The sequence below is a fragment of the Micromonospora sp. NPDC049275 genome, assembly GCF_043197115.1.
In the GTDB taxonomy this organism is placed as follows: domain Bacteria; phylum Actinomycetota; class Actinomycetes; order Mycobacteriales; family Micromonosporaceae; genus Micromonospora.
The window spans coordinates 253,158-278,790 of sequence record NZ_JBICSN010000003.1; the positions used below are offsets into that span (position 1 = coordinate 253,158).

Genomic DNA, 25,633 nt, shown 5'->3' on the forward strand with positions numbered 1-25,633 from the left:
TCGGCCCCACTCACGGTGACCGGCCGGCGAGTCCGGCCCACTCCCCGTCCCCACTCACGCAGCCTGCCGTGACCCTCCGATTCATCTCATGCCGCGTAGCGCGGTCTGGAGGCGTTCCTGGGCGCGGCGACGGCGCTCGTTGCTGGCTCCGAGGACGAGCAGCAGGAGCCCCACGGGGATCAGCGCCAGCCACGGGCCGAGGCTGAACAGCGCGTGGATCGCGGCGATCGCCGTGACCGACGCGCCGACGATCACCGGGGCCTGCTGCCGGCTCGACGAGCCGAAGATCAGCACCGCCACCGCACCGAGCAGCAGGAGCATCTGCCGCAGCGTGCTGGAATCGGTGGCCAGCACGATCGCCAGCGTCGGCACGAACGCGGCGACAAGCGCCGGCCCGTACGCCACCCAACTGCTCAGATCCGGTCGGTGGCGTAGCTCCAGCACACCGACCAGCAGGGCCAGCGCGGCGAACGGCAGCGTGTACGCCTCGGGCAGCGCCACATCGGCGACGCGCATCAGGATCCACCAGGCGGTGATCTCGCAGAACACCACAGCCCAGAAGAGGATCCGGCGTTCCACAGGCCGTCGGCCGGGCCGGGTCGCCGCGACGCCGAGGACCGCTCCCCAGGCGGCGAGCAGGGCGGCGATGTGCCGGGGGGAGTCGAAGGCGAGCGCCAGCGCGATCAGGGCCGCCGCGTACCCGCTCCACTCCACGGTGGACGCCTCGCGTTGCGCCTCGGGGCGGCGCAGCCGGGGCAGGGTCGCGGCGAGCACCTGGAGGACGGCGCCGACCGCGAGTACGCCGAACGCGGACCAGACCGCCGCCAGCCCGGCGACCAGACCTGCGGTGAGCACGAAGAGCTGAGCCATCAGCGACGCGAAGAGCCAGCCGAGGATGCGTGCCCGCTGTGTGACGCCGAACAGCGCCGCGACAGCGCCCACACCGACGGCGCTGCCGAGGGTGAACAGGGTCAGGTCCCGGGCGGCCAGACTGCCGGACAGGCCGGCGCTGCCGCCGGCCAGGCCGATGGCGAACACGAGTACCCGGGCCAGCCGCAGGGAACGGGCCGGCTCGACGAGCGGCGGTGGCGGGGTCAGCGCGAGGCCGAGCATCGCGATGGTGAAGACGGACAGGGCGGCGACGGTGCTCGCGGGCCAACCCCGGCCCAGCGCGGTGGGCGCGATCAGCAGCGTGACGGCGGCGCCGGGCAGCACCACAGGTACGGCACGGGACCGCCGGCCGCCGCTGAACCCGGTGGCGGCCAGGGCAGCCGTCGCGGTGAGCAGCAGCGCGGTCAGCACGTGGGTCGGGTTGACCACGTCCGGCGGCGGGGTGAGCAGCTCCGGCGGTGGGCCCTGCCAGATGCGGCTCAACGTGCGATGCGGCTCGACGAGGGCGACGATCAGGGCGGGCGTGATCGACGCGACCGCCAGGGCGGTCGGCAGCGCGGCGGCGGCGAGCGCGCCGGCGGAGGGGCTGACCCGCCACCGTCGCCGGTCCGGGTCGTCCGGCAGTCGCCGCAGCGCACCGTCGAGGAGCACCGCCCAGCGGCGGACCGGCTGGGCGGAACCGGTGGGCGGTACGGTCGCCGCGCGGATCAGCTCGGCGAGGACGCCGAGCAGAGCGGCGGCGGCCGCGTAGACCCCGGCGGGGAGGCCGGTGGGGATGGCGGCGAGCGCGCTGATGCTGGCGCCGCCGACCACGGCCACGCTGACCCAGGGCAGGTACTGCGGAACCTGCCGGCGTACGGCGGCCACGCCGGCCAGACCGAGGCTGGACGCGGCAAGCGCGGCGGTCAGCACCACCTGTGCCGAGTGCTGGAACTCGACGGCCAGCGCCGCCACCGCACCGGGCAGCGCGAGCAGCGCGGCGCCGGCAGCCGCGCCACCGATCTGCACGAGGTGCGGCGGCATGCCCTCGGTCTCCAGGTCGGTCACCTGCGGCCGGGCCAGGACGCGTGCCAGCGCGGCCACCACGATGCCGATCAGCGCGATGCTGCCCAGCGCCAGCGCGGTGGTCCAGGGGCGGACCAGGCCCGCGCCGGCCCCGTGCAGCGCGACCACCCCGGCCACGGTGGCCCGGGACAGCCCGGCCCGGGCCTCCTCGCTGGCCACCGCCGCCATGCCGTAGACGGTGGCGACCATGGCCCCGACGAGCACCGGCGACCACCAGGGCAGGTTGAACGCGGCCGGCGCGCCGATCGTGGCGAGCACCACTGCCACCCCGGACGCGTCCCACCGCCAGGGCGGCGGGAGCAGGACGCCGGCGGCGACGGCCAGCAGCAACAACGCGATCGGCGCCTGCCAGGTCGCGCCGCCGGTCGGCGCGGCCGGCCAGCCGCTCAGGTCGCCGTCCCAGATCGGCCCGGGGGTGGCCAGCACACCGACCCCTCCACGCAGCGCCGTCCAGCCGGCGAGCACACCGATGAGCAGGCCGCCGACGGCGATGCCGAGGATCGGACCGCGTCGCCACTCCTCGGGCATGGCGCGGGCGCCCACGGCAACCACCAGGACCAGGCCGGCGGCCACCGCCAGTTGCCCACCCGGGGCGAGGACCGCGGCGATCCGCACCATCGTGGCGATCAGGGCGGTGGTCACCGCCGCCGCGGCCAGGTCCGAACCGTCCAGGGTGAGGTCGGAGCGGCGGCCGGCATCGATCGACGGGGCCAGGAAGAGCAGCACCGCTGCGACCAGCAGCAGCGCACCGACCCAGGCGTCGGCGACCGTCGCACCGGGTGCGCCGAAGGCGGCGGCGGTGACGACCAGCGCCCCCAGCCCGGTGCCGACCGACAGGGGCGCCGGGATGCGCCGCTGGGAGACCTGCACCATGGCGGCGTACCCGAGGGTCACACAGACGGCCAGGAAGCTCGCCGCCAGCACCGGTACGGTCGCCTCGCGGAGGCTGGCCGGGGTGGGGGTCGGATCGACGGGCATGGTGGCGGCCACGAAGGCGGCCACCGCCCCGGGCAGCGCGAAGGCCGCTCCTCCGGCGGCCCAGTCCGTGACGGTGTCGGCGGCGGCCGACGCGATCCGGACCCGGGGGGCGAGCGCGACAAGCACTCCGGCCGCGAAGAGGGTGAGCAGGACCGCGGCGGTGAGCGCGGGACGGGACAGGCCGGCGCCCGCGCCGAACAGGCCCACCACGGCGGCGCCGACGGCGTGGGCCAGCGCGGCACGCGTGGTACGCGCGGAGAGGCCGATGACCCCGATGCCGATCGCGGTGACCACCATCGGCCAGGGCGCCGACGCCCAGCCGAGGCCGAACGACGCCGGTACGGCGAGCGCGGTCAGCGCGGCCCCGGCGACAGCGAACTCGCGGCGGATCTCCGGCGGCAGGGCCAGCACCGCGGCGATGGTGAGCAGGAACGCCGCGGCGGCGAGTTGCCACGTGGTCGGGCCGACGGCGGCGGCCAGTTCGGTGGCGTACCCGTCGAGATCGGCGCTCCACGCGGGCAGCGCGGCCCGAACCGGGGCGACCCCGGCGCGCAGTGCGCCTCCGGCGACCACCAGGCCGCTGACGGTTAGTGCGACCGCCGAGGCGATCTGCGGGCCGCGTCGGGCGGTCTCGGGGATCGCGCGCACCGCCAGCCCGGTCACCGTGATCACCGCCGCGATCAGCAGCAACGCCTGGCCGGGCAGCGCCACGGAGGCGATCCGGCCGAACGCGCCGATCACGGCCAGGGTCACGATGCCGGCCGCCACGTCCGGCAGCGGTGGGCGGCGCAGCACCAGCGCGCCGGCCAGCCCGACGGCGGCGGCCAGCAGGAGCACCAGCCCGGCGCCGGTGGCCGTCGGCACGGTCTGCGCCCGCAGCAGGGCGGTGACCGCGTACGCCAGGGCGACCGCGACGGCCACCGCGTGCAGCGACCAGGTCAGCTCGCGCAGCCCGGGGACCGGACGGGCGGGCCGGGCGTCGACGGCGCCCGCCCCGGCGTCGATCAGCTCGCCGGCCTCCTCCGGGTCGGCCTCCGGTCGGGCCTCGGCGTCGCGTTGCCGGGGCGTCGCCGACGGGTTGGCCGGGCCGGGCAGGTCGTGGCGGACGGGACGCTCCACCACGAGCGGGGAGCGGGCCAGCCACAGGTCGAGGAGGGCCACCAGGGTCAACACCAGCGCCCAGCCGCCCGGCCCGGTGATCCGGTCGTACGCGAGCAGCGGCAGCACCGGCTGCGCGGCGATCACCGTCGCGAAGCGGGGTGTGCGCAGTCCCGTCCAGGCGGCGTACCCGACGGACACGGCAGCGGAAGCTCCGAAGATCAACCCGGCGAACACGGCGCCGGAGGTGCCGTCGTCGGTGATCCGGTCCACCGCCCACAGCGCGTACCCGGCCAGCGGCACGAGCAGCAGGCCCACCGCCGAGATCGTCTCCGCGGTGGACGTGAGCCCGCGCCGGGCCAGCGCCGGGGGCGCGAGCAGCATCAGCACCGTGGCGACCAGCAGGACGCCGAGGCGGGCCAGCGCGTCCATCGAGCTGGTCGCCACCGCGGCGAAGACCACCGCGGCCACGGCGAGCAGCAGCGCGCCCAGCCCGAGTGGGATGTTCTGGACCTCCCGGGAGGACGCCTCCGGGGGGTGCTCGGGGTCGTCGGCGTCCCGCCAAGCCGACGGCGGAGGCGGCGGCGGATCCTCCGGTGCGGGCGGGGTGCCCTGACGTGGAACCCGGGGCGGCGCGCCGGCGGCGGCCGTCGGCGGGCGGCGACCGGGGCGGCGGCGCAGCACCCGGCGGGGCCGTGTGGCCTGCTTGGTCCGCTCCTCACCGGCGTGGGCGAGGATGTCCCGCTGGAAGAGCGCGGCCTGCATCTTGGCGGCGATCTGCCGCTGTTCGCTGGCGATGGCGGCGTCGCGCGCCTTCATCTCCGCGATCGAGCGCTCGATGTCCGCCAGGTGATCACGCCACTGCGGTTGGTCAGCCCCGCAGTGCGGGCAGCGCACGGCCGGCTTGATCTCCCGGCCGCACGAGGAGCATTGAAAGGTCGCCACGACACCCCTCCACCCGCACTGTGGACTCCCACTGTCGCAGCATGCCCAAAGCTGGCGCGGATTTCGACACTTGTCGGCGGGTCCGGGGCAAACAACATCATCGGCCGGCCGCGAAGGGGGGTTTCGCGACCGGCCGGTGAGTGGCGAACCGTCAGGGGCGGCCCATGCCGCGGTACTCCCAGCCGGCCTGGGTCCACAGTGCCGAGTCGAGGCAGTTGCGCCCGTCGACGACCTTGCGGCCGGCGACCAGCTCACCCAGGGCGACCGGGTCGGCGTTGCGGAAGTCCGCCCACTCGGTGAGGACGCAGACCAGATCGGCGTCGGCGACGGCCTCGTTGATGCCGGCCTCGTAGGTCAGCTCGGGTACCGCGCGGCGGGCGTTCTCGCTGCCCTGCGGGTCGTACACGTGCACGTCGGCGCCGGCCTTCTGCAACAGCGCGGCGACGGCGAGCGCCGGGGCGTCGCGGACGTCGTCGGTGTTGGGCTTGAAGGTGGCGCCCAGCACTGCGATGCGGGTGCCGGAGAAGTCCGGGCCGGCCGGCCCGGAGCGCCGGCCGAGCAGGTCCGCCGCGAGCTGGAGTACGCGGGTCCGCCGGCGCAGGTTGATCAGGTCGACCTCGTGCAGGAAGCGCAGCGCCTCGCCCGCGCCCAGCTCCTGCGCGCGGGCCTGGAAGGCGCGGATGTCCTTGGGCAGGCAGGCGCCACCGAAGCCGAGCCCGGCCTGGAGGAACCGGTTGCCGATCCGGGGGTCGTACCCGATCGCGCGAGCCAGCTGCGTGACGTCGCCGCCGCTGGCCTCGCAGACCTCGGCCATGGCGTTGATGAAGGAGATCTTGGTGGCCAGGAACGCGTTCGCCGCGACCTTGACCAGTTCGGCCGTCGCGAAGTCGGTGACCACCAGGGGCACCTCGCGGTCCTCCGTGGCGGCAAGGTCGAACACGCCCTTGTGCGCGGAGTAGAGCATGCCGTTGGCCCACTCGCTCTTGACGCCGACGACGATCCGGTTGGGCCGCAGGACGTCGTCGACGGCGAAGCCCTCCTGGAGGAACTCGGGGCTCCACGCCACCTCGACGTCCAGGTCGTTCGGGGTGTGCTTGCCGACGAGCTGCTCGACCCACTCGGCGGTGCCGACCGGCACGGTGGACTTGCCGACGATCAACGCCTTGCGGGTCAGGTGCTGCGCCAGGCTGGTCACCGACGCCTCGACGTACGACAGGTCGGCGCCCATCCCGTCGGCCCGCTGAGGGGTGCCGACGCAGATGAAGTGCACGTCGCCGAACTCGGCGGTCTCGGCGATGTCGGTCGAGAACCGCAGCCGGCCGGCGGCCAGATTGCGCTTGAGCAGCTCGTCCAGGCCGGGCTCGTGGATCGGCACCTCGCCGGCGTTCAGCATTGCGATCTTGTCCGCGTCGACGTCGAACCCGAGCACCTCGTACCCGAGTTCCGCGTAGCAGATGGCGTACGTCGCACCGAGGTAGCCGGTTCCCAGGAACGTCACCCGCGGCCGAGGCGCGCCCGAGGGCGGCGTCACCGCGGCGATGGCGGGGGTCGGCTGGATGGTGGGGTAGGGGATCGTCACGCCTGTCTTCTCCGCTCGCACTGGCGGCGCGTCGTCGCGTCGCATTCTGCTGCGGCGCCTGACGGGGCACCGGAGGGGTGGCTCACTGTCTGCCTTCCATCATCGCCCAGCGGCGCGGGTGCTCCGTCATGCCCATACCTACGCGCCGGTAACATCACCTGAACTGCAGTCGCTATCCTTCAGTCTGCGCGGTCGGCGGTCAGGGGAGGCCGCAGACTGCGCATGATAGCGGTGAAGGGGAGGGGCCGACATGGCCGCAGGGGAGTCGTTCGACGTCTACCGGTTGCCCGAGGAGCACGAGGCGATCCGGGAGGCGGTCCGTGAGGTCTGTGCCGCCAAGGTGGCGCCGCACGCCGCCGAGGCCGACGAGGCCGGCGAGTTCCCGAAGGCGTCCTACGACGCGCTGCGGGCCGCCGACTTCCACGCACCGCACATCCCCGAGGAGTACGGCGGCGCGGGCGCGGATGCGCTGGCCACCGCCATCGTGATCGAGGAGGTGGCGCGTGCCTGTGCGTCCTCCTCGCTGATCCCGGCGGTCAACAAGCTCGGCACGATGCCGCTGCTCCTGTCCGGTTCCGCGGAGATCAAGCGTCGCTACCTGACCCCTGTCGCGGCGGGCGACGCCATGTTCTCGTACTGCCTCTCCGAGCCCGAGGCGGGCAGCGACGCGGCGTCGATGACCACCCGGGCGGTGCGTGACGGGGATCACTGGGTGCTCAACGGCGTGAAGCGTTGGATCACCAATGCCGGCGTCTCCGACTTCTACACCGTCTTCGCCGTCACCGACCCCGCCGCCCGATCCCGGGGCATCTCGGCCTTCGTCGTCGAGAAGTCCGACGCCGGCGTGAGCTTCGGCGCACCGGAGAAGAAGCTCGGGATCAAGGGCTCGCCGACCCGCGAGGTCTACCTGGACAACGTGCGGATCCCCGCCGACCGCATGATCGGCCCGGAGGGCACCGGCTTCGCCACGGCCATGAAGACCCTGGACCACACGCGGGTCACCATCGCCGCGCAGGCCGTCGGGATCGCGCAGGGCGCGCTCGACTACGCCAAGGGGTACGTCGCCGAGCGCCGCCAGTTCGGCAAGGCGGTCGCCGAGTTCCAGGGCATCCAGTTCATGCTCGCCGACATGGGCATGAAGCTGGAGGCGGCCCGGCAGCTCACGTACGCCGCCGCCGGCAAGTCCGAGCGGGGCGACGCCGATCTGACCTACTTCGGCGCGGCGGCGAAGTGCTTCGCCTCCGACGCCGCCATGGAGATCACCACCGACGCGGTGCAGTTGCTCGGCGGCTACGGCTACACCCGCGACTACCCGGTCGAGCGCATGATGCGGGACGCCAAGATCACCCAGATCTACGAAGGTACGAACCAGGTGCAGCGAATCGTCATGGCGCGCGAGCTCCTGAAGGGCTGATTCGGGGCCGTTTCAGCAGCTCAGAGTGGGTGTAGCCGAGTCGATCAGTGCGGTAGCGAAGCGTGACTGATCGGTTACCTTGCGGGATATTTTCGGTCACCCCAGAACGCTTTCGGTTGGCGTTCTGGGGAAATCCTGGGGAACCCTATCCGTTTATCTACATGGATGAATTACATAGTGGACCTTCGGGCGCCGTTGGGACGTGGGTTGGTTCATCGAAGAATGCGGTTGAGTTCGATCGATGGGTTGCGTGCTGTGGATCGGAGCGGCGGTCACCTAGAGTGAGGGCGGCCGGCGATGGTCGCCATGCCGAGTCTGAGGCGAGGAGTGTCTGCCGAATTCGCCGAACGGGCAGCTGTCGTGGCAGGCGTCCGTGTGCGCACCGTCAACCTTTGTCGACGGGGAGCGGCAGGCTTCGCCAAAAGTGCTGTGATCGGCTGAGCGACGCCTGGCGGCGGGGCGGTACGGAAGGCAGGCGGACCCGCGTCAGCGGCACCAGACGACCCTCGTAGCTCACCGACGGCGAACGGGCTGGCGCAGGAGGTAGCGGTGAGCCGAAATGAACCGTGCGACCGCCTGCACCCACTACTATGCATAGGTGATCGTCTGGGTGTCCTCCTTTCCCCGGTCAGGCAACACCTTTCTTCGGATTGTCCTCAACCGGCTCTACGGCGTAAGGACATCCGTCGTCTATGACGTCGATGGCGTGGCTCAGCGCTTGGGTGCCGATCTGGTCGGCTTCACAGAACGTCCCGCACCAATCGAGGCCATGCGCGAGTCGTGTGAGCTTCACTTCGTGAAGACGCACCGACAGCGCGACGACCAGATCGACGAGATGGACAAGGCTATCTGCCTGGTCAGGGATGGCCGCGATGCGCTTGTCTCGTGGGCTCGCCAATCGAGCGAGACAGATGCCACGAGGTTCGAGACTGAGTTGCACGCCATGATCACCCGGCGGAGCACGGTCGGAACCGGCAGTTGGGGACGCAATGTGCTGAGCTGGCTGCTGCCGGAGGCGCCTCACCGAGTGGTGCTGCGGTACGAGGAACTCGTCCTGCGGCCGAGGGCTGCCAACGAACGAGTAGTGCAAACGTTGGTACCCCAGCTTGGACCCCTCGCTGACGCCCAGATCCCGTCGTTCACCGAGCTTAAACAATCTGACGACCGTTTCTTCCGTAGAGGCCTAACCAACACCCACCGCGACGAACTGCCCGCCGAGCTTCACCAACTCTTCTGGGCGCAGTCCGACAATGTCGCCGCGATGCAGCTACTCGGCTACGGCACCAAGGCGAGGGATTCGCACCGAACGTGAGGGTCTGTCCTTCGCTCAGTGGATGGCCGCCGACGACCGGCAGGCCAAGACTGCCGTTCGGCTGATCGGGAGCGTCGATGCCGAGCAGGTAAGGCCGGTGCGCAGTACCGGGTAGCGCTCCTAGAAGGTGGTGAAGGTCTGCGCTAGGCCGTAGAGATGGCCGCAGAGCCGGCGCATTGCTGATGTGCGACTCGCGGCGGCGCGACATGGCGTTCCAACGACCATGGGGACACAATGCGTAGGTGACGCATCACGGTGAGCGGGTGCCTGATCACCTGCTGGTCAGGATTGAGCAGCGGGACGACCCGGTGTCGGTGGTCTCGGAGGACGACGCCCGGGAACGCTCGATCGCCTATCCGACGCTCATGTGGAGCATGCCAATCTTTGGCTTCGCCCAGCAGGTCGATGGCCGATGGCGGATCCTTCGGCTCACCGCCGACGAGCCTCAGCATGCCCGCGACGGCCTCGCGTCCCACTTCCGCAAGCTTCTCAGCGAACTGCCGGAGATCGACGAGTACGCAACCGAGCGGGCGGCGTACGAGGCGGCGTACGAGTTGCTCGACTGGGAGCCGCTCGATGAGCTCACCGTCAACGGCCTGCACTACCGGATCATTCGCGCCCAACCGTTCATTCGGATGGGTCCGGATGGGCCCGAGCCGCCCCGACCTACCGACCCCGACCCGTACCCGCCGGGCAAGGCGGAACGGGCCGCGTTGCCCATCGACGGGTTCGTTATCGACCCGACCGTGGGCACCGGGCTCACCGACGGACTCGTCCGGATGGAAATGATCTCGGGTCACCTGACGTCGGAGGTCGTCTCGGAGAATGTGCGCGCAGACTCCCGGCGGGCGCTGACCACCCATCCGAACGTGGTGCTGCTCCCCGTCTGTTACACCATCGGGGGTTACGTCGACGGCGGTTGGCGGCCCCGAACGGCGGCCATGTACCCGACGCCGCAGGCGGCACGGGACGCAGGTTCCTTCTCTATGGGAGACGTCGCGCTTGACGAGAACACCCCGTTCGAGAAGGTCATGGCGGCGTACGAACGCGCCCGCGCAGCGCACCAGCCTCCACGTACCGACGACTTCGAGGTGCAGGGCGTGCCGTGCCGGGTGACCCGGGTCGAGATCTTCGTCCGGGTCGGCCCCGACGGTCCGGAAGGGCCACGCCCTTCAGACCGGGACTCGTATCCACCGCCCGCTCGGCAGGTCCACGACCTTCGCGAGCAGGGCCTGATGCCCGATCCAGACTGACCCGGCTACAGCCGCGTGCGGCAAGCCGCGCGGCGTACCGCTGCGACTGGCAGCCGCATCTGCGTCACGTCGAGAGGATCTGCCGCACGCGTGCGTACCGAGGAATCCTGCTGTCGATCCATCGTAGGTTCTCGGTGGTCTTGTCGGCGGGCAGCCGGCTGACCTTGGACCGCGTCGGAGGTTCTCACCGATTGGTCGGTCATTCTTTACCTCGGTCTGTCGTTATCCTGACGGTGTCGTCAGAACGAATGAGACGCAGGGCCAGCGATCCACCTCAGCGAAGTTGACGCAACTTGTCAGATCCCGAGCGGTCTTGCCGCCCGAGGATGCTTGCCAGTTCTGCCAGGGTGTCCTCGCCCAGCATGGAGGGGTTGGTCGCCATTGCCTCGAGCAAGCTCTTGACCTGATCGGACGGAAGTTCTGCTAGCGAGTGCTCCAACTCGGCAAGGCCTTTGCCGTCGACAATGTTGGCGCTAGTCACGAGCCTCATCTGCTCGTCGCTGTACGCTCGAGCAGCGAGGGCCGCTAGGTACCGAGCCTGCGCCTCTGCACTCGACATATTCGGGCGGTTTTCTTCAGACGTCTCAGTCAGTTTCTGAGATGGCTCGACAGCGGTCCCCTCCATAATAGGGGCCTTCTTCTGCGCCTTGCGCCGTGTGCGACGCTCAAGCATCTTGGCCCGATGGGCATCGATGGCTGGACGAGCCGTTTCCCGCCACCACAGTTCCGCGAAGGGCTTGGCTTTGGCGATCCCACGGTCGATCATCTGGGAGACCAGGTCATGGATGGCCTGATTGAGTTCTTCCTCTTCCCGAGTTCGGCGGCGCCGTTCGACGGGGACGTAGACCGTCTCAGTGACGACAAGAGGCTCGGGTTCGCATCCGTCGTCGGGGATGAACCGAGCGCTGCCCTTGAGGTTGCCTTCGCTGTCGAAGAGGTTCTGGTGGAGGCCGCCTTCCCTCTTCTGTCCCGGCGTGAGGTCATCGTCGTCCCACTCGTAGTGCCCCTTGATGCGCCCCATGTCGCCGAACTGTAGTTGCTGCGGCCACGGATCCCTGTGAACCCGCCAGCATCCCGGGACCGGGTGGACCTCCGCCGCGCCATCGGCGCCTTATCGACATGCCGACACCGACAAGTGCACCGACAGGCCGATGAGAAACCGAAAGATCTAGTGAGTACCAACATTCATGATCAACTCAAGCGGACACCGCGAGCGGCCATGAACGCGAAGGGTTCGGTGGCGTTGGCGCTACCTGGCGGGTTGCTGGTGTGAGTTTCGAAGTGCAGGTGAGGCCCGCTGGAGTGGCCGCTGGTGCCGACGACGCCGAGTTGCTGGCCGGTGCTGACGGGTTGCCCAACGGCAACGTATGGGCGGTGGAGCATGTGGCAGTAGCGGGTCGCGGTGCCGTCAGCGTGGCGGATCTGGACGTACCATCCGCAGCCTGGCGTGTTTAGCGAGCCGTCGATGTCGCAGTTGGCGCTGCCGCACCTGGCGGTGATGACGACTCCGGCGCTGGCGGCGTAGATCGGGGTTCCCTTGGGCGCGGCGACGTCCACGCCGTCGTGCGTGGGGCGTTCGGGTGTGCGGAAGCCGCTGGTGAAGGTGCCGTTGACGGGCTTGACCCAGGTGCCGGCCCCCGGCGAGCAGGTGAGGCTGCCGTCGGTGAGGGCGTTGACGATGGCGGTGGCGAGGGGTTCGTGTTGGGCGTAGGCGTCGGGGAAGGCGCTGACCTGGACGCGCTGGGCCACGACGGTCAGGGGGAGGGTCTCCCAGCCGGGTATGCCACGCATCTTGGTGAAGAACTTGGTGGCGGAGATGGCCGGGGTCATCAGTTCTTGGACGGTGCCCCATCCGCCTGCTCCGTCGGGCGGGAGTGGTCGTTGTTGGAAGAGCCCGACGCTGTCATGGTCGGCGCCGACTCCGTCGTGGGGAAGAGTCAGGGACCGCGGGACGTTCGCGTTGGCGAGGTTCCTGAGGTGGGACTCCTGCAGGGCGGTGGCAATGCCGATCACGGCGGCCCTGGCGGGCAACTTCATCTGAACGGACGCGGTGTAGATGCTCTGGGCGTGCGCCAGAGCGGTCGGCGCGAGGTCTTTCAACTCGGTCTGCGCGGCGCTTCCGGGTGCCAGGGCGGGTAGGCAGCCGGTGGTGGAGGCGGCGGGTTCGAGGCTGCCGCTGCCGGTGGCCGCGACAGCGACGCTCAGGGCGAGCGCCAGGGGTACGAGGGGTGCGAGCGTGAGCGGTCTCATCGCCGCCTCGGCAGGGGCGTGGGCATGGGGTACCTCGGACGGACGCAGGTCGGCCTGTATGCGATTGCAAACGGCATGAAGTGCCGCCGAGGATAGCCGAGCGAGGCGTCCAGCTGTCAACTATCGCTAACGGGATCAGGTGAGACTGGCGAAGATCAGGCCCGCGACGATGGTGCCGAGGAGCCCGCCGGCGACGACCTGCGCCGTGGTGTGGTCGCGCAGCGCGACGCGGGACCATCCCACTACCGCCACGACGACGGCCAGGGCGGCGATCGCGAGGGCGGGTAGCTGGCTGGCGAGCATGGTCGTGGCGCCGGCAGCCACGGCGGTGTGCACGCTGATCTTCCAGCGCAGGGTGACGACGGCGAGTGCCGCGAGGGTGGCGAACATGGCCAGGGTGAGGGCGACGACCGCGCGGGGTGCGTTGCCGACGGCCATGGCGCCGATGCCGATCCCGACCGACGTGAGGATGAGGATCATGACGGTGAGGCGGTGGCTGCGTACGCCGAGGTGCCGGTCCGCCCACCGCCCGGCGGTGACGCCGCGCTTGATGACCAGGACCGGGATGACCGCGGCGAACACGGCGCTGACGATGCCCCATCCGAGGCCCGCCCACCGGCCGGCGGTCCAGCCGGTGATGAGGCTGACGGCGACGATCCAGGTCTTCGGGTCGAGCCAGTCGGTGACCCGGCGGGCGGTGCGGGACTCGTCGGCGAGGGCGGCGGTCATCGGTGCGGCTCCGGTGCGGTATTCACGTGGGTCAGGGCGTCCCGGACCGCCGTGGTGTCCCAGACGTGGGCGAGGTCGAGCAGCCGGGCAAGCCGCTCGGACGGGTTCGGCGACGTGGGCGACGGGGCGTAGGGGGCGGCGGGCGTCACCGTGGGCGGCAGAGCCTGGGCGATGCGAAGCAGGCTGGCTTCGGTCGCTGCCGCGAGGTCCTGGCTGGTGAGCCCATGGGTGGCAAGGCGGTCGCGGACGCGATCGACGAGGTGTTCGTCGGTACGGCGGTACAGGTCGTGGATCGTGTCGTGGAGTTCGACGACGTGACGGGAGAGCCTCTCGCGGGGACTGAGCCCGGGTGGATCGAGACGGTGGCCGGCAGGCACGAGATCGTGCCAGAGCGGGTTGAGTGTCCGTAGATGCCGGCGGGCTCTCAGGTTGGCTCGCGTTCCGGGCGCACCGGCGATGGTGAGCCCGGCTGCGATGAGCAGCATGGCGAGGTACTTGATGTCGTCGGAGAGGTCGACGTAGAAGATGTCACCGCGGCTTGGTGGGCCGACGGCGAGACGTGCGCCGAAGTAGGCGGCCCGGTACAGGGCGTACCCGGTGCCGATGATGCAGCCGATGACGAGCACCTGTTGACCCGCGCGTACGACACGGTGTCGGCTGGCCTGGTGAGCGCGGCGGAACAGCCGGGCGGACAGGGCCATCGCGATGCCGAGATACACCGTCCAGCTCAGGATGTACGCCGTGGCGATGGGTTTGCCGGCCGCCTGGTCAGCGAAGTCCTCGGAGTCGACGCGGGGCATCGTCCAGAACAGGCAGGTCATGATGACGACGGTGACCGCCAGGCCGGCCAGGGAAATGCCACGCCGGACATGGGTGGCCGTGCCCAGGACGGCAAGGTCGAACAGGGCCGCTACCGCCACGAGTCCGGCGAGGTGTTTCACCAGGACGCCGGCTCCGTGTACGCCAGCGAGTTGGTCGATTGCGTGCGCGATCGGTTCGACACGGACCGTCATCGACACTGCCAGCCCGGTGATGGCTGCCCACACCGCCCGGTGAGCAGGTCCGCTGCGCAGGGCGTGTGCCCGTGCGGCCGACACGATCCACAGCGCGGCAACCACGACGAGTTCGGCGTTGGAGGGCTCAGACATCGTCGAGCGCGAGGGCGGATGCCACCCGGGACAGCCCGGCGGGGGCGCCAGGTGCGGCGCGGCCGGCGCGGTCGATGATGACGGTGGCCATCATCTCGGCTTCGCGTTCCTGGTCGCTGGTGAAGTCGTGCCGGCCGAGCATGGCGCGCACGACGGTCATGTCGAGGTCCGGCAGCAGGATCTCGCCGAGGTCGACGTCGGATGCCTCGTGGCCCCACAGCATGTGGCCCACCTCGTGCGCCGTGATGTGGTCCTGTTCCCACGAACTGCGGGTGGGGTCCACGAAGATCAGGTCCTGGGTGGCGGTGTGCACCCACAGCCCGGAGTGCTGGCCCGACCGCGAGGGCGCGGGAAGGTCGCGCAGAGTCACGGGCCGTCGTCGGTGCCGGGCGATGGCGGCGGCGAGAGCGTGCCGGTCAAAGGGGGACGGGACCACGATGCCGTTGTCATCGAGTAGCTGCTCGCACCGCCGCCGCAGATCGCGTAGATGTGCCTGACTCTCGGGTCCGGCGGCCCGTGGTCGGCGCATTGCCTCTCCCATCGACTGACGAGCCGGGGCACAGGGCGACCCGGGCTGTGGTGCGATGAGTCAGGCTAGTGGCCTGCCGTGGTGCGGCGTCAAGCCGAAGTCGCAGGTCAGAGGCATTTCACACTCGATTGACCGGCAGCGTCCCACCGCTGTCGGCGTCCGGCAAGCCCTCAATCCGGCGGGCGTACCGTAGCTGCGCCTTGATCGGCTCGAGGGCCTCCGCTGACAGCCCGGCGGCGAGCCGGGCGAGTTCCCGCACCCCGTCGTCGCGCAGCTCAGTGACGATCTCCAGCTGTGCGTCAACACGTTCCGCGACGATGTCATCGCTGAAGTAGGTCACCGGGACGCCGAACAACTGGGCAACCCAGGCGAGCTTGTCCAGGCTCGGCGTTTTGCGCTGGCCGGTGCGGATCTGCTGGAGATAGACCGGGGAGATCACCGCTTCGCCACCGGCCAGTTCGGCGATCTTCGCCGCCGCCTCGCGGTAGCTGTAGGGGCGGCCCAGCGTCGCGGGGTAGACCGTGCGGAACAGGTGATCCAGGCGCGCGGCGACGCGGTGGGTCCTGTCGTCGGTCGTCATCCCGGCATTGGCCTTCCTGTACGTGCGTCGGTCAAGCCTGCAATGACAGCAATCGCAGACGCAAGTTGCCACATGACCTATGTCACCCAGGCGGGTCTATCCCTGCGGACGGCGGGCTGCTTAAAGTCTGACCCTGCTGTACGCGATTGCTAACACCGCTGGTCAGGTCGCGGCGGCGTGTCCCTCCGCTCTGCAAGGAGTTCGTCATGCACACCCTTCCCTCCGCCCTGTCCGTGCTCGCCGACGTGCCCAACCCGGCTCCGGCTGACCCGACGGGAGGCAGCAACGGCATCTCGCTGCTGCTGTCCTACGTCAAGTGGGGCGCGCTGATCGGGTGCGCCATCGCCGCCCTCGCCTCGGGCGGCCTGATGGCCGTCGGGAAGCTCTCCAACCGGCCCGGCACCGCTGAGATGGGCAAGAGCGCCTTCATCTGGTCGCTCGGAGGGGTGATCGTCACCGCCATGGCGATCCCCCTGGTCAACACCGTCTTCGGCGCAGCGAACTGAGCCGAGCCGTGAACGACTTCATCGACCCGGGACCGCGCCGCGCCCGGTGGGTCGTCATCGCCTGCGGAGCACTCGCGACCCTGGTCGCGGCCGCTGGGCTGATCGTCTGGGTGCTGAAACCCCATTCCGGCGACTCCCAAACGGTGCCGCCGGGCGCGCTGCCGCCCATGGCCACCGGCTCCTCAATGTCAGTTCCGAGCGGGCCGGTGCGGCTGGGCGCCGGTAGCCAGACGGTGCAGGGCATCGCGGTGGGCCACCCGCACTCACCAGTGGGTGCGGTGGCGGCCGGCACCGAGTACCTCACGCAGGTGCTGTCGAACCTCGACCCGGCTCGCGCGCGGACGATCGCCACCGTGATCGCCGACCCCTCGTTCGGCGACGCCAGCGACTACCTCGCCGAGGGGGCGGTGAACCTGCGGCGCACCCTCGGCGTGTCCACGGTTGGGCCGGTGCCGCTGGGCGCGTCGCTCACCTTCGGACCGGCCGCCTACCAGCTTCGCGACGCCACACCGGACACGATGACCGTGCTGGTCCTCGGCTACCTGTCCACCACCGCGCCCGGCCGGCAGGTCGCCTCCACCATCGGCGTGTACCCGATCCGGCTGCACTGGGCCGCCACCGACTGGAAGGTCCTACCACCGGATCAGGCGGCCACCACCGACTACACCAGCCTTGCGGCCCAGCCCGGCAGCGCCGAGGCCGCCGCCCGAGGTTGGCAGGAAATCACCTCGTGAACGCCGCAGCCTGCGACCCGCTCAACGGCCAGATCAGCGGCTGCACCCCCGGCGGCATCATCGACGGCGCCGCGGCCAACGCCTGGGAGTCAGTCTGCCGCTCGTTCGCCGACGCCGCGACATCGCTGCTGAAGACCTTCGCCGATGCGTTCGTCGCGTTCCCCAACCTCGACCTGATGAGCATCAACCAGCCACTGGCGATCTCGCGGTGGCTGGCGATGGGCATCGCCGCCCTACTGCTGCTCCTCCAGGTCGTCCGGACCGTCGCCACCCGCGACGGCTCCCCGCTGGCGCAGGGCCTCGTCGGCGCGGGTAAGGCGGTGCTGGCGTTCCTCGTCACGATGGTCGTCGCCAACGCCGCCCTGATCGCCGCCGACGAAGTCAGCCGCGGCATCATCAACCGATCCCTGGGCGGCAACGACGGCCTCAAGGCCAAACTCACCGTCCTGTTCCAGATGGGTTCGGTCACCGGCTCCTCGGGGTCACTGATGCTCATCCTCGCGCTGGTCGGCATCGCGCTCACGCTGGTGCTGTGGTTCGAGCTGCTGCTGCGCAACGCCGCGATCGCGGTACTGCTGGCCACCTCGCCCATCGCCGCCGTCGGCAACATGTCGGAGACGACGCAGAGCTGGTGGTCGAAGCTCTGCGGCGCCACCATCCAGCTGATCATCCTCAAGCCGGTGATCGCGCTGGTCTTCGCGATCGGCTTCGGCGTTCTCGGAGACCCGACCGACCCCACCCGGGCCAAGGACGTGACCACCCTGCTGACCGGCATGCTGGTGCTGCTCATGGGCGTCGTCGCGTGGCCGGTCATCGCCCGCTTCTTCACCTTCGCGACCGTGCAGGCCGCCGCCGGCGGTGGCCTCGCCGGCATGCTCGGCTTCGCCGCCGGCAGGGCGAACGCCAGCGGCCCACCAAGCGGCGTGAACCCGGCCCAGTTCAGCCAGGCCAGCGAGGCACGCACCCTCGCCTCGGCCGCCGGCAAGAGCGGCGCCGCTGGCGGCGGCACGGCTGCCGGCAGCGCCGGTATGGCGGGCGGCACTGCGGCAGCGTTCGGGGCGGTCGCCGCACCGGTCGCGGTCGCCGCCGCCGGCGTCGACCTGGCCCAGCGGGCAGTCAACTCCCTGGCCGGGCGGATGGAACAGACCGCCGGACACGCTGGCGTACACGGTGCGAACCCGCACGCCCGCCCGGCCGGCTACTCCCGGTACACCGGCAGTTGGACTGGCGCCCTCACCGGCACCGCTGGCCGCTCCGCCGCACCAACTGGCACCACCGGAAGCTCTACCGCAACGGCTGAAGCGAAACCTCGAATCCCGGCCTCCTCCGGTGACATGACCGGATCCGCTCCGGCATCTGCGCCGAGTCGAGCGGCCGAAGCCGTGCCGCCACCGCACCACATTCCGTCAGCGCCCACGCAGACCAACGCGACGTCAAGGCCCTCGGCCAGCGCCGCGAGTTCGGCCGTGCCGCCGATCCACCCAACGGGAGCGGGCGTAGCCGATTCAGCCCCGCCTCCTGTTCCACACGATCTTTCATCCGATAGCCCGACCGAGGAGGTCGACCGGTGAGCACGCCCACCGCCGAGCACCGCACCCGCAGCTACTTCGGGTGGCAGCACGAAAAGGTCGCATTCCTGTTCGGGATGACCCTGCAACGGGTCACGATGCTCGCCGGCGCCGTCCTAGCGGGGATCTGGCCGCTCGCCGCCGCCCACCCCGCCGCCGGGGCCGTGCTCTGGCCGCTCGCCATCGTGTTGGCGACGCTGGCGTTCCTGCGCGTCGGAGGCCGCACCACCGACGAATGGGTGCTGGCGTTCACCTCCTATCACTGGGGCCGCTCCCGCACCCGGCACCGCTTCCTCTCCGGCGCGTTCGCTCCCGCCCCGGCCGACGCGACGGCCGCGAAACCGATGGACCTGCCCGGAGTGCTGGCACCGCTGACGATTCTGGAGGCGCAGGGTCCGTCGGGGCAGCCGCTCGCGGTGGCGTACCACCGTCTGGACCGCACCTACACGGCGGTCGCGCGAGTCCGGTACTCCGGAATCAGCCTGGTCGACTCCGCTCGCCGGGACCAACGCGTCGCCGGCTGGGGCGCGCTGCTGGCCGGGCTGTGCACGGAGGGGAACCCGATCGTGCGGGTGCAGGCGCTGCAGCGCATCGTCCCAGAGTCCGGAGCGGCGCTGCGCCGCTGGCACGTCGACCACGTCGCCGCCACCGCCCCGGCCGAGGCCGTCGCGGTCACCAGCGATCTGCTCACCGCCGCCGCCCTGTCCAGCAGCGGCCGGGAGGCGTACCTGGCCTTCACGATGGACCACCGCCGGGCTGCCGGGGCGATCAAGAGCGCCGGTGGGGGCAGCGCCGCCGCCGCGGACATCCTCACCCGGCACCTGCGAGCCCTGTCCGCATCGATCGCCGGCGCGGACCTGCAGGTCGAGTCGTGGCTAGGCCCCCGCGACCTCGCCGAGGTCATCCGCACCGCCTACGACCCGCACGCCGGCCGGCACCTCGCCGAACGCCGCGCCAACGCCACCACCCCGGGTGCCGGCGGCCTGCCCGCCGGCGTCGACCCGGCCGTCGCAGGCCCCGCCGCCGCGCTCAGCTCCCCGGGTAGCTACGCCCACGACGGCGCCCACTCCGTCACGTACTGGATCCACGACTGGCCCCGCAACCAGGTCTACTCCACGGTCCTCGCCCCGCTCCTCGGCGACGGCGTGCACCGACGGGCGTACTCGATGCACATCGAACCCCTCGGGCCGCGCGAGGCGTCCCGCAAGGTGATGGGGGAGCGGACCCGCCGATCCGTCGCCGTGGGGATGCGCCACCGCACCCAGCAGATCGTGCCCGAGCACGAGCGGCAGGCCTTGGCACGCGCCGAGGCGCAGGATGCCGAACTCGCCGCCGGCCACGGCCTGGTCCGCTTCACCGGCTACGTCACCGTGACCGTCACCGACCCCGCCCAGACCGAGGACGCCTGCGCGGCACTGGAGGCCGACGCCGCCGCAGCCCGCATCGAGCTGCGCCGCATGTGGTACGCCCACGACACCGGCTTCGTGATGGGCGCCCTCCCGCTCGGCTTCGGCCTGCCCCGGAAGCGGTGGTGAGCCCGATGCTGCGCCGTACCCGACGCAACAACCTGCCAGTCGCCGACCTGAGCGACCTCCTCGGCGACCTCCCGACCCCGACCACGCCCGCCGCTGCCCCCTCGAAGCCGGGGCGGACCCGACCGGAGCCGACGCCGCCGCGGCGCGGATGGCCGCGGCCGTTCGCCGGGCAGGCAGCCCGCGCCCCGCAGATCCCCGTCTTCCGAGCCTCCACCGGCCAGATGCAAGGCCTCTACCCATGGCTGTACGGGCAGACGATGCCCCCGGCCGGCACCTACATCGGTATCGACACCCAGTCCGGAGGCAGCTTCTCCTGCCACCCCATCGAGTGGCTGCGCCTGCAACTGATCACCAACCCGAACTTCCTCATCACCGGCGTACCCGGCTCCGGGAAGTCCGCCACCATCAAACTGCTCTGCTACCGGCTGATGGCCTACGGCGTGCGCGCCTTCGTCCTCGGCGACATCAAGAACGAGTACGCCACCCTCGCCCGCCACCTCGGCGTCGAGCCCCTCGAACTCGGGCCAGGCCTCGGCAACCGACTCAACCCCCTCGACAGCGGACCCCTCGGCCGCAACCTTCCCGGCGACACGGAGAAGCTCCGCGAGCGGCTCGACGAGATCCACCGCAGACGCATCACCCTGCTCTCTTCGCTACTGGTGATGCGACTTGGTCGGGCACTGTCCCCGACCGAGGAGGCGGCCCTGTCCCTGGCCATCAAGCACGCCTCCGGCGAGGCCACCGGCGACAGCGACCTAACCGACCCGACCATTCCGGCCGTCTGGGCGCTACTACGCGACCCACTGCCGGAAATGGCCTCCGAACTGCGGGTCCGTGGCGATGACACCGGGGAACTGCGGGAGATGATCCGCCCGACGGCCGACGCCCTCGGCAACATGGTCCAGGGGTCGTTGAGCGGCCTGTTCGACGGGCCGACGACCATCCGCCTCGACTTCGACGCCCCCATCCAGACCGTTGACCTGTCCCGCATCGACGGCCGCGGCGACGAGACCGTCGCGATGACCCTGGCCTGCGTCTCCTCCTGGGGGCAGGCCGCCATCGACGAACCCGGCGGGCCCGTCCGCATGGTCATCCGCGACGAACTCTGGCGGGCCATGCGTGTCCCCGCCATGATCCGCAAGGTCGACTCGGACCTGAGACTGTCCCGCGCCCAGGGAACGATTCAGGTGCTCAGCACCCACCGGCTCGCCGACTTCGAAGCCGTCGGTCCGGCCGGCAGCGAAGAGGTCACCATCGCCAGCAACCTCATCGCCTCCTGCGACGTGCGGGTATGCCTGCGCCAGGACACCGCGCCGTTGGCCATGACCAAGGACCAGATCGGGCTCACCGACACCGAGTGCGCCCACATCGCCTCCTGGTCCGGCGAGCACGTCGGCCGGGCGCTGTGGAAAATCGGCCGACAGCCCAGCCAGATCGTGCAGACCATCCTCACCCCGCAGGAACGGCAGCTGTTCTACACCAACGAACGAATGGCGGTGTAGATGAGCGGCAACACCACGCGGCTCGGCGGGAGTCTCACCAACGGCTCTGACTGGGTGGTGGGTGCCATCGTCGCGGTGGCCGCTGGCACCATGATCGGCATCTGGCTGATCGGCCAGGTCGCCGGGCTGCTGGCGCTGCACTGGCCGGTGACCTCCCCAGCCGACGCGTACGGCATCGCTCTCGCCCTGCCCCGGCACCTCAACGACCCTCGACTGGCCTGGCCGCCATCCGCCCAAGGCCAGCTACCGGGTCCGATCCGCTTCTACACCGCCGCCGTGCTCGTCACCGGTGCCCTCTCGACAGCAGGAGCGGTGCTGTGGCAGCGGTGGGGCAACGGACGCCAGGCCCGGGGGATGGCATCGCGGCAGCAGCTGCGGCGCACCCTCTCCGCCGAGGCCGTCCTGCGGGCGGCCCCGCGCCTGCGGCCTGGTCTGGCTCAGAAGCCGAAGCTGACGGACGTCGCGGTGCCGTTGGGCGACGCCGGATCGATGCGCCTGCACGCAGGGCTCGAATCCTCCGTGCTCCTGGTCGCCCCGCCCCGGCAGGGCAAGACCAGCCAGGTCATCATCCCGTGGCTGCGCGGTTTCCCCGGCGCCGCAGTCGTCACCTCCGTACGTCCCGACGTCTTTGAGAACACCGCCACCCTCCGGGCGGGAACGGCATGGGTGATGGAGCTGACCGGCGACCTCACCTGGCCGCACCGCATCGCCTGGAGCCCCATCGCCGGCTGCGACCGGTACGACGTCGCCCGCAAGCGGGCCGGCGTGATGATCCAGGTCGGAAAGCAGGAGAGCACCGACGCCACCAACGCCGGGTTCTTCGGCATGACCGCCACCAACCTGATGGCCGCCTGGCTGCACACCGCCGCCCTCACCGGCCGGACCATGACAGACATCCTGGCCTGGTCCACCGACGACACCAACGACCAGCCCGTGAAGCTCCTGCGCGACGCCTACGGCGCCCGCGACGGAGTCCTGAAAATGCTCGACGGGTTCTACCGCCAACCGCACACCACCCGGTCCAACCTGTGGGCCACCGTCCAGACCGGCACCAGCTGCCTCTTCGGCGAAGCCGCCCACCACGTCTTCGCCGGGACCGTCAACGAATCCTTCGACATCGAGGCGTTCCTGCGCTCCGGCACCGACACCGTGTATCTGCTCGTTGACGAACAACAGGCCGAAGCCCTCGCTCCACTCGTCACCGCCTTCGTCGACGAGATCACCACCACCGCGAAACGCCTTGCACTGCGCGCCCCAACCGGCCGGCTGGACCCGCCCCTGGGCCTGATCCTCGACGAGGTCACCAACGTCGTCCCGCTGCCGGACCTACCGCAGCTGATGTCCTACGCCGCAGGCAGCGGCATCTTCGTCACCGCCGTCCTGCAGAACCTCGCCGCCGCCGAACAACGCTGGCGGGCCGTGGGCCGCCGGATGCTCTGGGCCAACTCCACCATCAAGATCGCCCTCGGCGGGCTCGCCGGCGACGACCTCGACGACTTCTCCCAACTCGCCGGCACCTACCGCGAAACCCTCCTCGTCCCGCAACGCAACGACCGCGGCGTCACCGTCCAGACCACCGTCACCGACCGCAAGACCATGTCCCCCGAGGCGATCCGCACCCTCAACGAGCAGCGCCGGGAGGCGCTGGTCATCCATGCCACCACCCCGGCCGTCCTCACCCGCATGGCCCGGCACTACGAGAGCCGACACGCCAAGGAGTACGCGGACGCGGTCCGCTACGCCCGCACCCTGATGGGCCACACCCCGGAGACCCCGCGATGACCATCGACGGACCGGCCGCTGCGGCATCGGACGCTCCCGTACGGCCGATCCGCGAGTGGCACGCCCTCACAGCCGAAGAGCAGACCGCCGAGTGGGCGGCGCTGGTCAGTTGGGTCACCTGGATCCACGACCTCTACGAACTCTCCCGCGAAGAGCGACTGCCACTGTGCTGGCCACAGCACCCCGGCCTCGTCGAAGAACTCCGCAGCCTCAAGTTCTGGCGCGACGTCATCTACACCAGCCGCGACAGCGGCGGCGCCCACTCCCCCCGCTCCTGGCACGGAGAACTGCGCCAAACCCTCGCCGCCGCAAGCAACTTCTGGGCACCGACCTGCCGGGCAGGTCACACCAGCGCAGCCTTACTGAGCGAGGCGCACCCCGACCTCGCCCAACGCTGGCACGCCCACGGGCCGCCGCTGATGGCCTCCAGCCCTGCGCCCGGCCCGGCCAGCAGCCTGCCCGACATGCTCGCCGACGCGGAGATGGCCACGGCCCTTGACCAGGGCGAGGCCCGGCTACACAGCCGCAGCATGCCCTACTACGCCCACCTCGCCGGCGCGTGGTGGACCCGCAGCAGCGACGGCGCGACGTGGCTTCGGTGTACCGACCCCGACCACCACGCACACCTCGACGAAACGAGCGCCCGAATGCGCGCCGCCGACACCGTCCGCGACCAGCTCACGAAGCAGTAAGGACCCGCCATGAGTGAACTGATCATGCGCGCGGAGCAGGGCGTTCTCGGTGCCCTCCTCGCCGATCCGAACCAACCCCTCATCACCGACAACCTTGTCAGCGACGACTTCAGCCACCCCGCCCACCGGGCCATCTACAGCGCGATCCTGGACACCCCCGTCAACGGCGACGAGCCCGGCCGGATCGTTGCTGCTGTCGTCGCGATCGTTGACCAACCCGAGGTCGACACCAACCTGCTCCATGCCCTCGCCGCCGCTGCCCCGGATGACCAGCGTGTTCGGGCCTACAGCCAGATCGTCATCCAAGCGGCCTTCGACCGCGACACCATCGACTTCGCCGAGCCCTACCTCACCGCCGCGGCGCAAACCACCGATCCGGTCGCCCGGGATGCCCTCGCCCGCCTCGGCCAGGCCCTCACCGCCCAAGCGGAGATCTTCGCCCCCGCCAGCACGATCGATCCGGACCAGGCACTGTCCCTGCCCACCGTCGTGGCCTTGGCTGCCGCCGACCTGCACCCCGAAGACGCGATCATCGCCGACCTTCTACAGCACCCCGAACAAGCCCGCGACGTCGCCGCCTGGCTGACCTCCGACGTCTTCACAACCGACGAACGGCGCCTCACCTACGAACTCGCCGTCTCGATCGCCTTTGACCACGACCCCATCGACGCGGTCATCCTCGCCTGGAACGTCGAACGCGCACGGGAGATCCAATCACTCTGGGGCCCACACCAGCAGCTTCCAGAGACCCTGGACCACTACACCCACCTCGCCCGACTGGAGGTCACCGCCGTCGCAGTCGGGACCGCCGTCACCATCGGCCACGACTTGGTCTCCGAACACGTCACGGTCACGCTCACCCGCAGCGCCAGCGCAGCCGAGGCCGCCGCTACCGCCCGCTCCGCGGAAGTCGAAGGCCCAGTTGCCGGGCTGGAACCGTCACGCGAATCCAGCCCAAACCTCGACGCCCCTCGTATCGAGCTGTGAAGGGAGTGCCAGCCATGAACACGAACCCCGAACCCGCGACCACCATCAGCGCCGGCGCCCCGCCCCGCGCACCGCGGACCATGAGCCACGACGAGATGCGCCACCACGAAGAGCAACAGCGGGTCAGCCGCCTCTCCTCGCGAGACCGACACCACATGTTCGTCCACCACGACGGTGTCTGGTGGATTGGCGACCACGACGGCTACGTCGAGATCACCGACGAGGGGCAGAACCTCAGGCTCGATCAGTGGCACGAGCGGCTCAACAACGGCGCGCTCTGGGTCTGAGCCGTCGAGGCTTAGCAGCACGCTGCCTGTGGGTTGTCGGCGAGCGGTACAAGCGCTGAATCCGGTACTGACGGCTAGGCGTGTCTCCACCACTGCACCGCTCGACTAGTCGACACATCCATGCAACGATCAAACATGTGTTCGATACTTGGAGACTGTGAGTCAAGGGCGGTCCCCTAGGTCGCCTGCAGTTTGGCCCGTAACGGGTTATCGTCGCTGGTGGGGACGGTTGCGATGGCTATGAAGGCTAGGTCTGCGGATGTCGGACC

20 protein-coding genes are annotated in these 25,633 nt (G+C 70.5%); 12 read left to right on the forward strand and 8 right to left on the reverse strand.

Annotated features, from left to right (window positions below; translation table 11 throughout):
- Positions 1 to 81 precede the first annotated feature (81 nt).
- Both ACGFIE_RS11700 and ACGFIE_RS11705 read right to left on the reverse strand, forming a co-directional pair.
- A complete protein-coding gene (locus ACGFIE_RS11700) occupies positions 82 to 4,977 on the reverse strand; it encodes an SCO7613 C-terminal domain-containing membrane protein (protein WP_393293632.1) in 4,896 nt (1,631 codons plus the stop codon).
- A gap of 151 nt (positions 4,978 to 5,128) precedes the next feature.
- Complete coding sequence (locus ACGFIE_RS11705; protein ID WP_363678630.1) at positions 5,129 to 6,556, reverse strand: UDP-glucose/GDP-mannose dehydrogenase family protein; 1,428 nt, start codon at positions 6,554 to 6,556, stop codon at positions 5,129 to 5,131.
- A gap of 250 nt (positions 6,557 to 6,806) precedes the next feature.
- Here ACGFIE_RS11705 and ACGFIE_RS11710 point away from each other — a divergent pair, with 250 nt between their 5' ends.
- From ACGFIE_RS11710 to ACGFIE_RS11720, 3 genes are all read left to right on the forward strand, one after another.
- The gene (locus ACGFIE_RS11710) at positions 6,807 to 7,970 is read left to right on the forward strand and encodes an acyl-CoA dehydrogenase family protein (protein WP_393293635.1); all 1,164 of its coding nucleotides are present in this window, start codon (positions 6,807 to 6,809) and stop codon (positions 7,968 to 7,970) included.
- Between the two features lie 598 nt (positions 7,971 to 8,568).
- Positions 8,569 to 9,282 (forward strand): sulfotransferase domain-containing protein, encoded by a 714-nt coding sequence (locus ACGFIE_RS11715; protein ID WP_393293636.1) that lies wholly within the window; start codon positions 8,569 to 8,571, stop codon positions 9,280 to 9,282.
- 242 nt (positions 9,283 to 9,524) lie between these two features.
- On the forward strand, positions 9,525 to 10,535 hold the full coding sequence (locus ACGFIE_RS11720) for a DUF5954 family protein (RefSeq protein WP_393293639.1): 1,011 nt from the start codon (positions 9,525 to 9,527) through the stop codon (positions 10,533 to 10,535).
- 274 nt (positions 10,536 to 10,809) lie between these two features.
- On the opposite strand, the gene ACGFIE_RS11725 is transcribed toward ACGFIE_RS11720, so the two are convergent.
- The 6 genes from ACGFIE_RS11725 to ACGFIE_RS11750 all read right to left on the reverse strand — a co-directional run bounded on the left by ACGFIE_RS11725 (position 10,810) and on the right by ACGFIE_RS11750 (position 15,771).
- Positions 10,810 to 11,556: a hypothetical protein gene (locus ACGFIE_RS11725; protein ID WP_393293642.1), complete on the reverse strand. Its 747-nt coding sequence runs from the start codon at positions 11,554 to 11,556 to the stop codon at positions 10,810 to 10,812.
- Positions 11,557 to 11,726: 170 nt separating this feature from the next.
- Complete coding sequence (locus ACGFIE_RS11730; protein ID WP_393293644.1) at positions 11,727 to 12,785, reverse strand: M23 family metallopeptidase; 1,059 nt, start codon at positions 12,783 to 12,785, stop codon at positions 11,727 to 11,729.
- Between the two features lie 135 nt (positions 12,786 to 12,920).
- Positions 12,921 to 13,514, reverse strand: a complete 594-nt coding sequence (locus ACGFIE_RS11735) for a phosphoesterase PA-phosphatase (protein WP_393293647.1) — start codon at positions 13,512 to 13,514, stop codon at positions 12,921 to 12,923.
- The gene (locus ACGFIE_RS11740) at positions 13,511 to 14,662 is read right to left on the reverse strand and encodes an MAB_1171c family putative transporter (RefSeq protein WP_393293649.1); all 1,152 of its coding nucleotides are present in this window, start codon (positions 14,660 to 14,662) and stop codon (positions 13,511 to 13,513) included. The genes ACGFIE_RS11735 and ACGFIE_RS11740 overlap by 4 nt, the downstream gene beginning before the upstream one ends.
- Positions 14,655 to 15,191, reverse strand: coding sequence for a hypothetical protein (locus tag ACGFIE_RS11745; protein ID WP_393293652.1), 537 nt, complete (start codon positions 15,189 to 15,191; stop codon positions 14,655 to 14,657). The genes ACGFIE_RS11740 and ACGFIE_RS11745 overlap by 8 nt, the downstream gene beginning before the upstream one ends.
- Before the next feature lie 118 nt (positions 15,192 to 15,309).
- A complete protein-coding gene (locus tag ACGFIE_RS11750) occupies positions 15,310 to 15,771 on the reverse strand; it encodes an XRE family transcriptional regulator (protein ID WP_393293654.1) in 462 nt (153 codons plus the stop codon).
- Between the two features lie 206 nt (positions 15,772 to 15,977).
- On the opposite strand from ACGFIE_RS11750, the gene ACGFIE_RS11755 reads away from it, so the two are divergent.
- Genes ACGFIE_RS11755 through ACGFIE_RS11795 form a run of 9 tightly spaced genes read left to right on the forward strand, consistent with a single transcriptional unit; the run spans position 15,978 to position 25,364 of the window.
- The gene (locus ACGFIE_RS11755) at positions 15,978 to 16,277 is read left to right on the forward strand and encodes a hypothetical protein (RefSeq protein ID WP_355621940.1); all 300 of its coding nucleotides are present in this window, start codon (positions 15,978 to 15,980) and stop codon (positions 16,275 to 16,277) included.
- A gap of 8 nt (positions 16,278 to 16,285) precedes the next feature.
- Positions 16,286 to 17,011 (forward strand): hypothetical protein, encoded by a 726-nt coding sequence (locus tag ACGFIE_RS11760; protein WP_393293657.1) that lies wholly within the window; start codon positions 16,286 to 16,288, stop codon positions 17,009 to 17,011.
- Positions 17,008 to 18,582: a hypothetical protein gene (locus ACGFIE_RS11765; RefSeq protein ID WP_393293658.1), complete on the forward strand. Its 1,575-nt coding sequence runs from the start codon at positions 17,008 to 17,010 to the stop codon at positions 18,580 to 18,582. Before ACGFIE_RS11760 ends, ACGFIE_RS11765 begins: the two co-directional genes overlap by 4 nt.
- Positions 18,579 to 20,114 (forward strand): SCO6880 family protein, encoded by a 1,536-nt coding sequence (locus tag ACGFIE_RS11770; RefSeq protein ID WP_393293661.1) that lies wholly within the window; start codon positions 18,579 to 18,581, stop codon positions 20,112 to 20,114. The genes ACGFIE_RS11765 and ACGFIE_RS11770 overlap by 4 nt, the downstream gene beginning before the upstream one ends.
- 5 nt (positions 20,115 to 20,119) lie before the next feature.
- Positions 20,120 to 21,616, forward strand: coding sequence for a VirB4 family type IV secretion system protein (locus ACGFIE_RS11775; protein WP_393293663.1), 1,497 nt, complete (start codon positions 20,120 to 20,122; stop codon positions 21,614 to 21,616).
- A complete protein-coding gene (locus ACGFIE_RS11780; protein ID WP_393293664.1) occupies positions 21,617 to 23,398 on the forward strand; it encodes a type IV secretory system conjugative DNA transfer family protein in 1,782 nt (593 codons plus the stop codon).
- Positions 23,395 to 24,090, forward strand: coding sequence for a hypothetical protein (locus ACGFIE_RS11785; RefSeq protein ID WP_393293665.1), 696 nt, complete (start codon positions 23,395 to 23,397; stop codon positions 24,088 to 24,090). The genes ACGFIE_RS11780 and ACGFIE_RS11785 overlap by 4 nt, the downstream gene beginning before the upstream one ends.
- A gap of 24 nt (positions 24,091 to 24,114) precedes the next feature.
- On the forward strand, positions 24,115 to 25,077 hold the full coding sequence (locus ACGFIE_RS11790; RefSeq protein WP_393293667.1) for a DnaB-like helicase N-terminal domain-containing protein: 963 nt from the start codon (positions 24,115 to 24,117) through the stop codon (positions 25,075 to 25,077).
- Positions 25,078 to 25,091: 14 nt separating this feature from the next.
- Positions 25,092 to 25,364, forward strand: coding sequence for a hypothetical protein (locus ACGFIE_RS11795; RefSeq protein WP_393293669.1), 273 nt, complete (start codon positions 25,092 to 25,094; stop codon positions 25,362 to 25,364).
- Positions 25,365 to 25,633 lie beyond the last annotated feature (269 nt).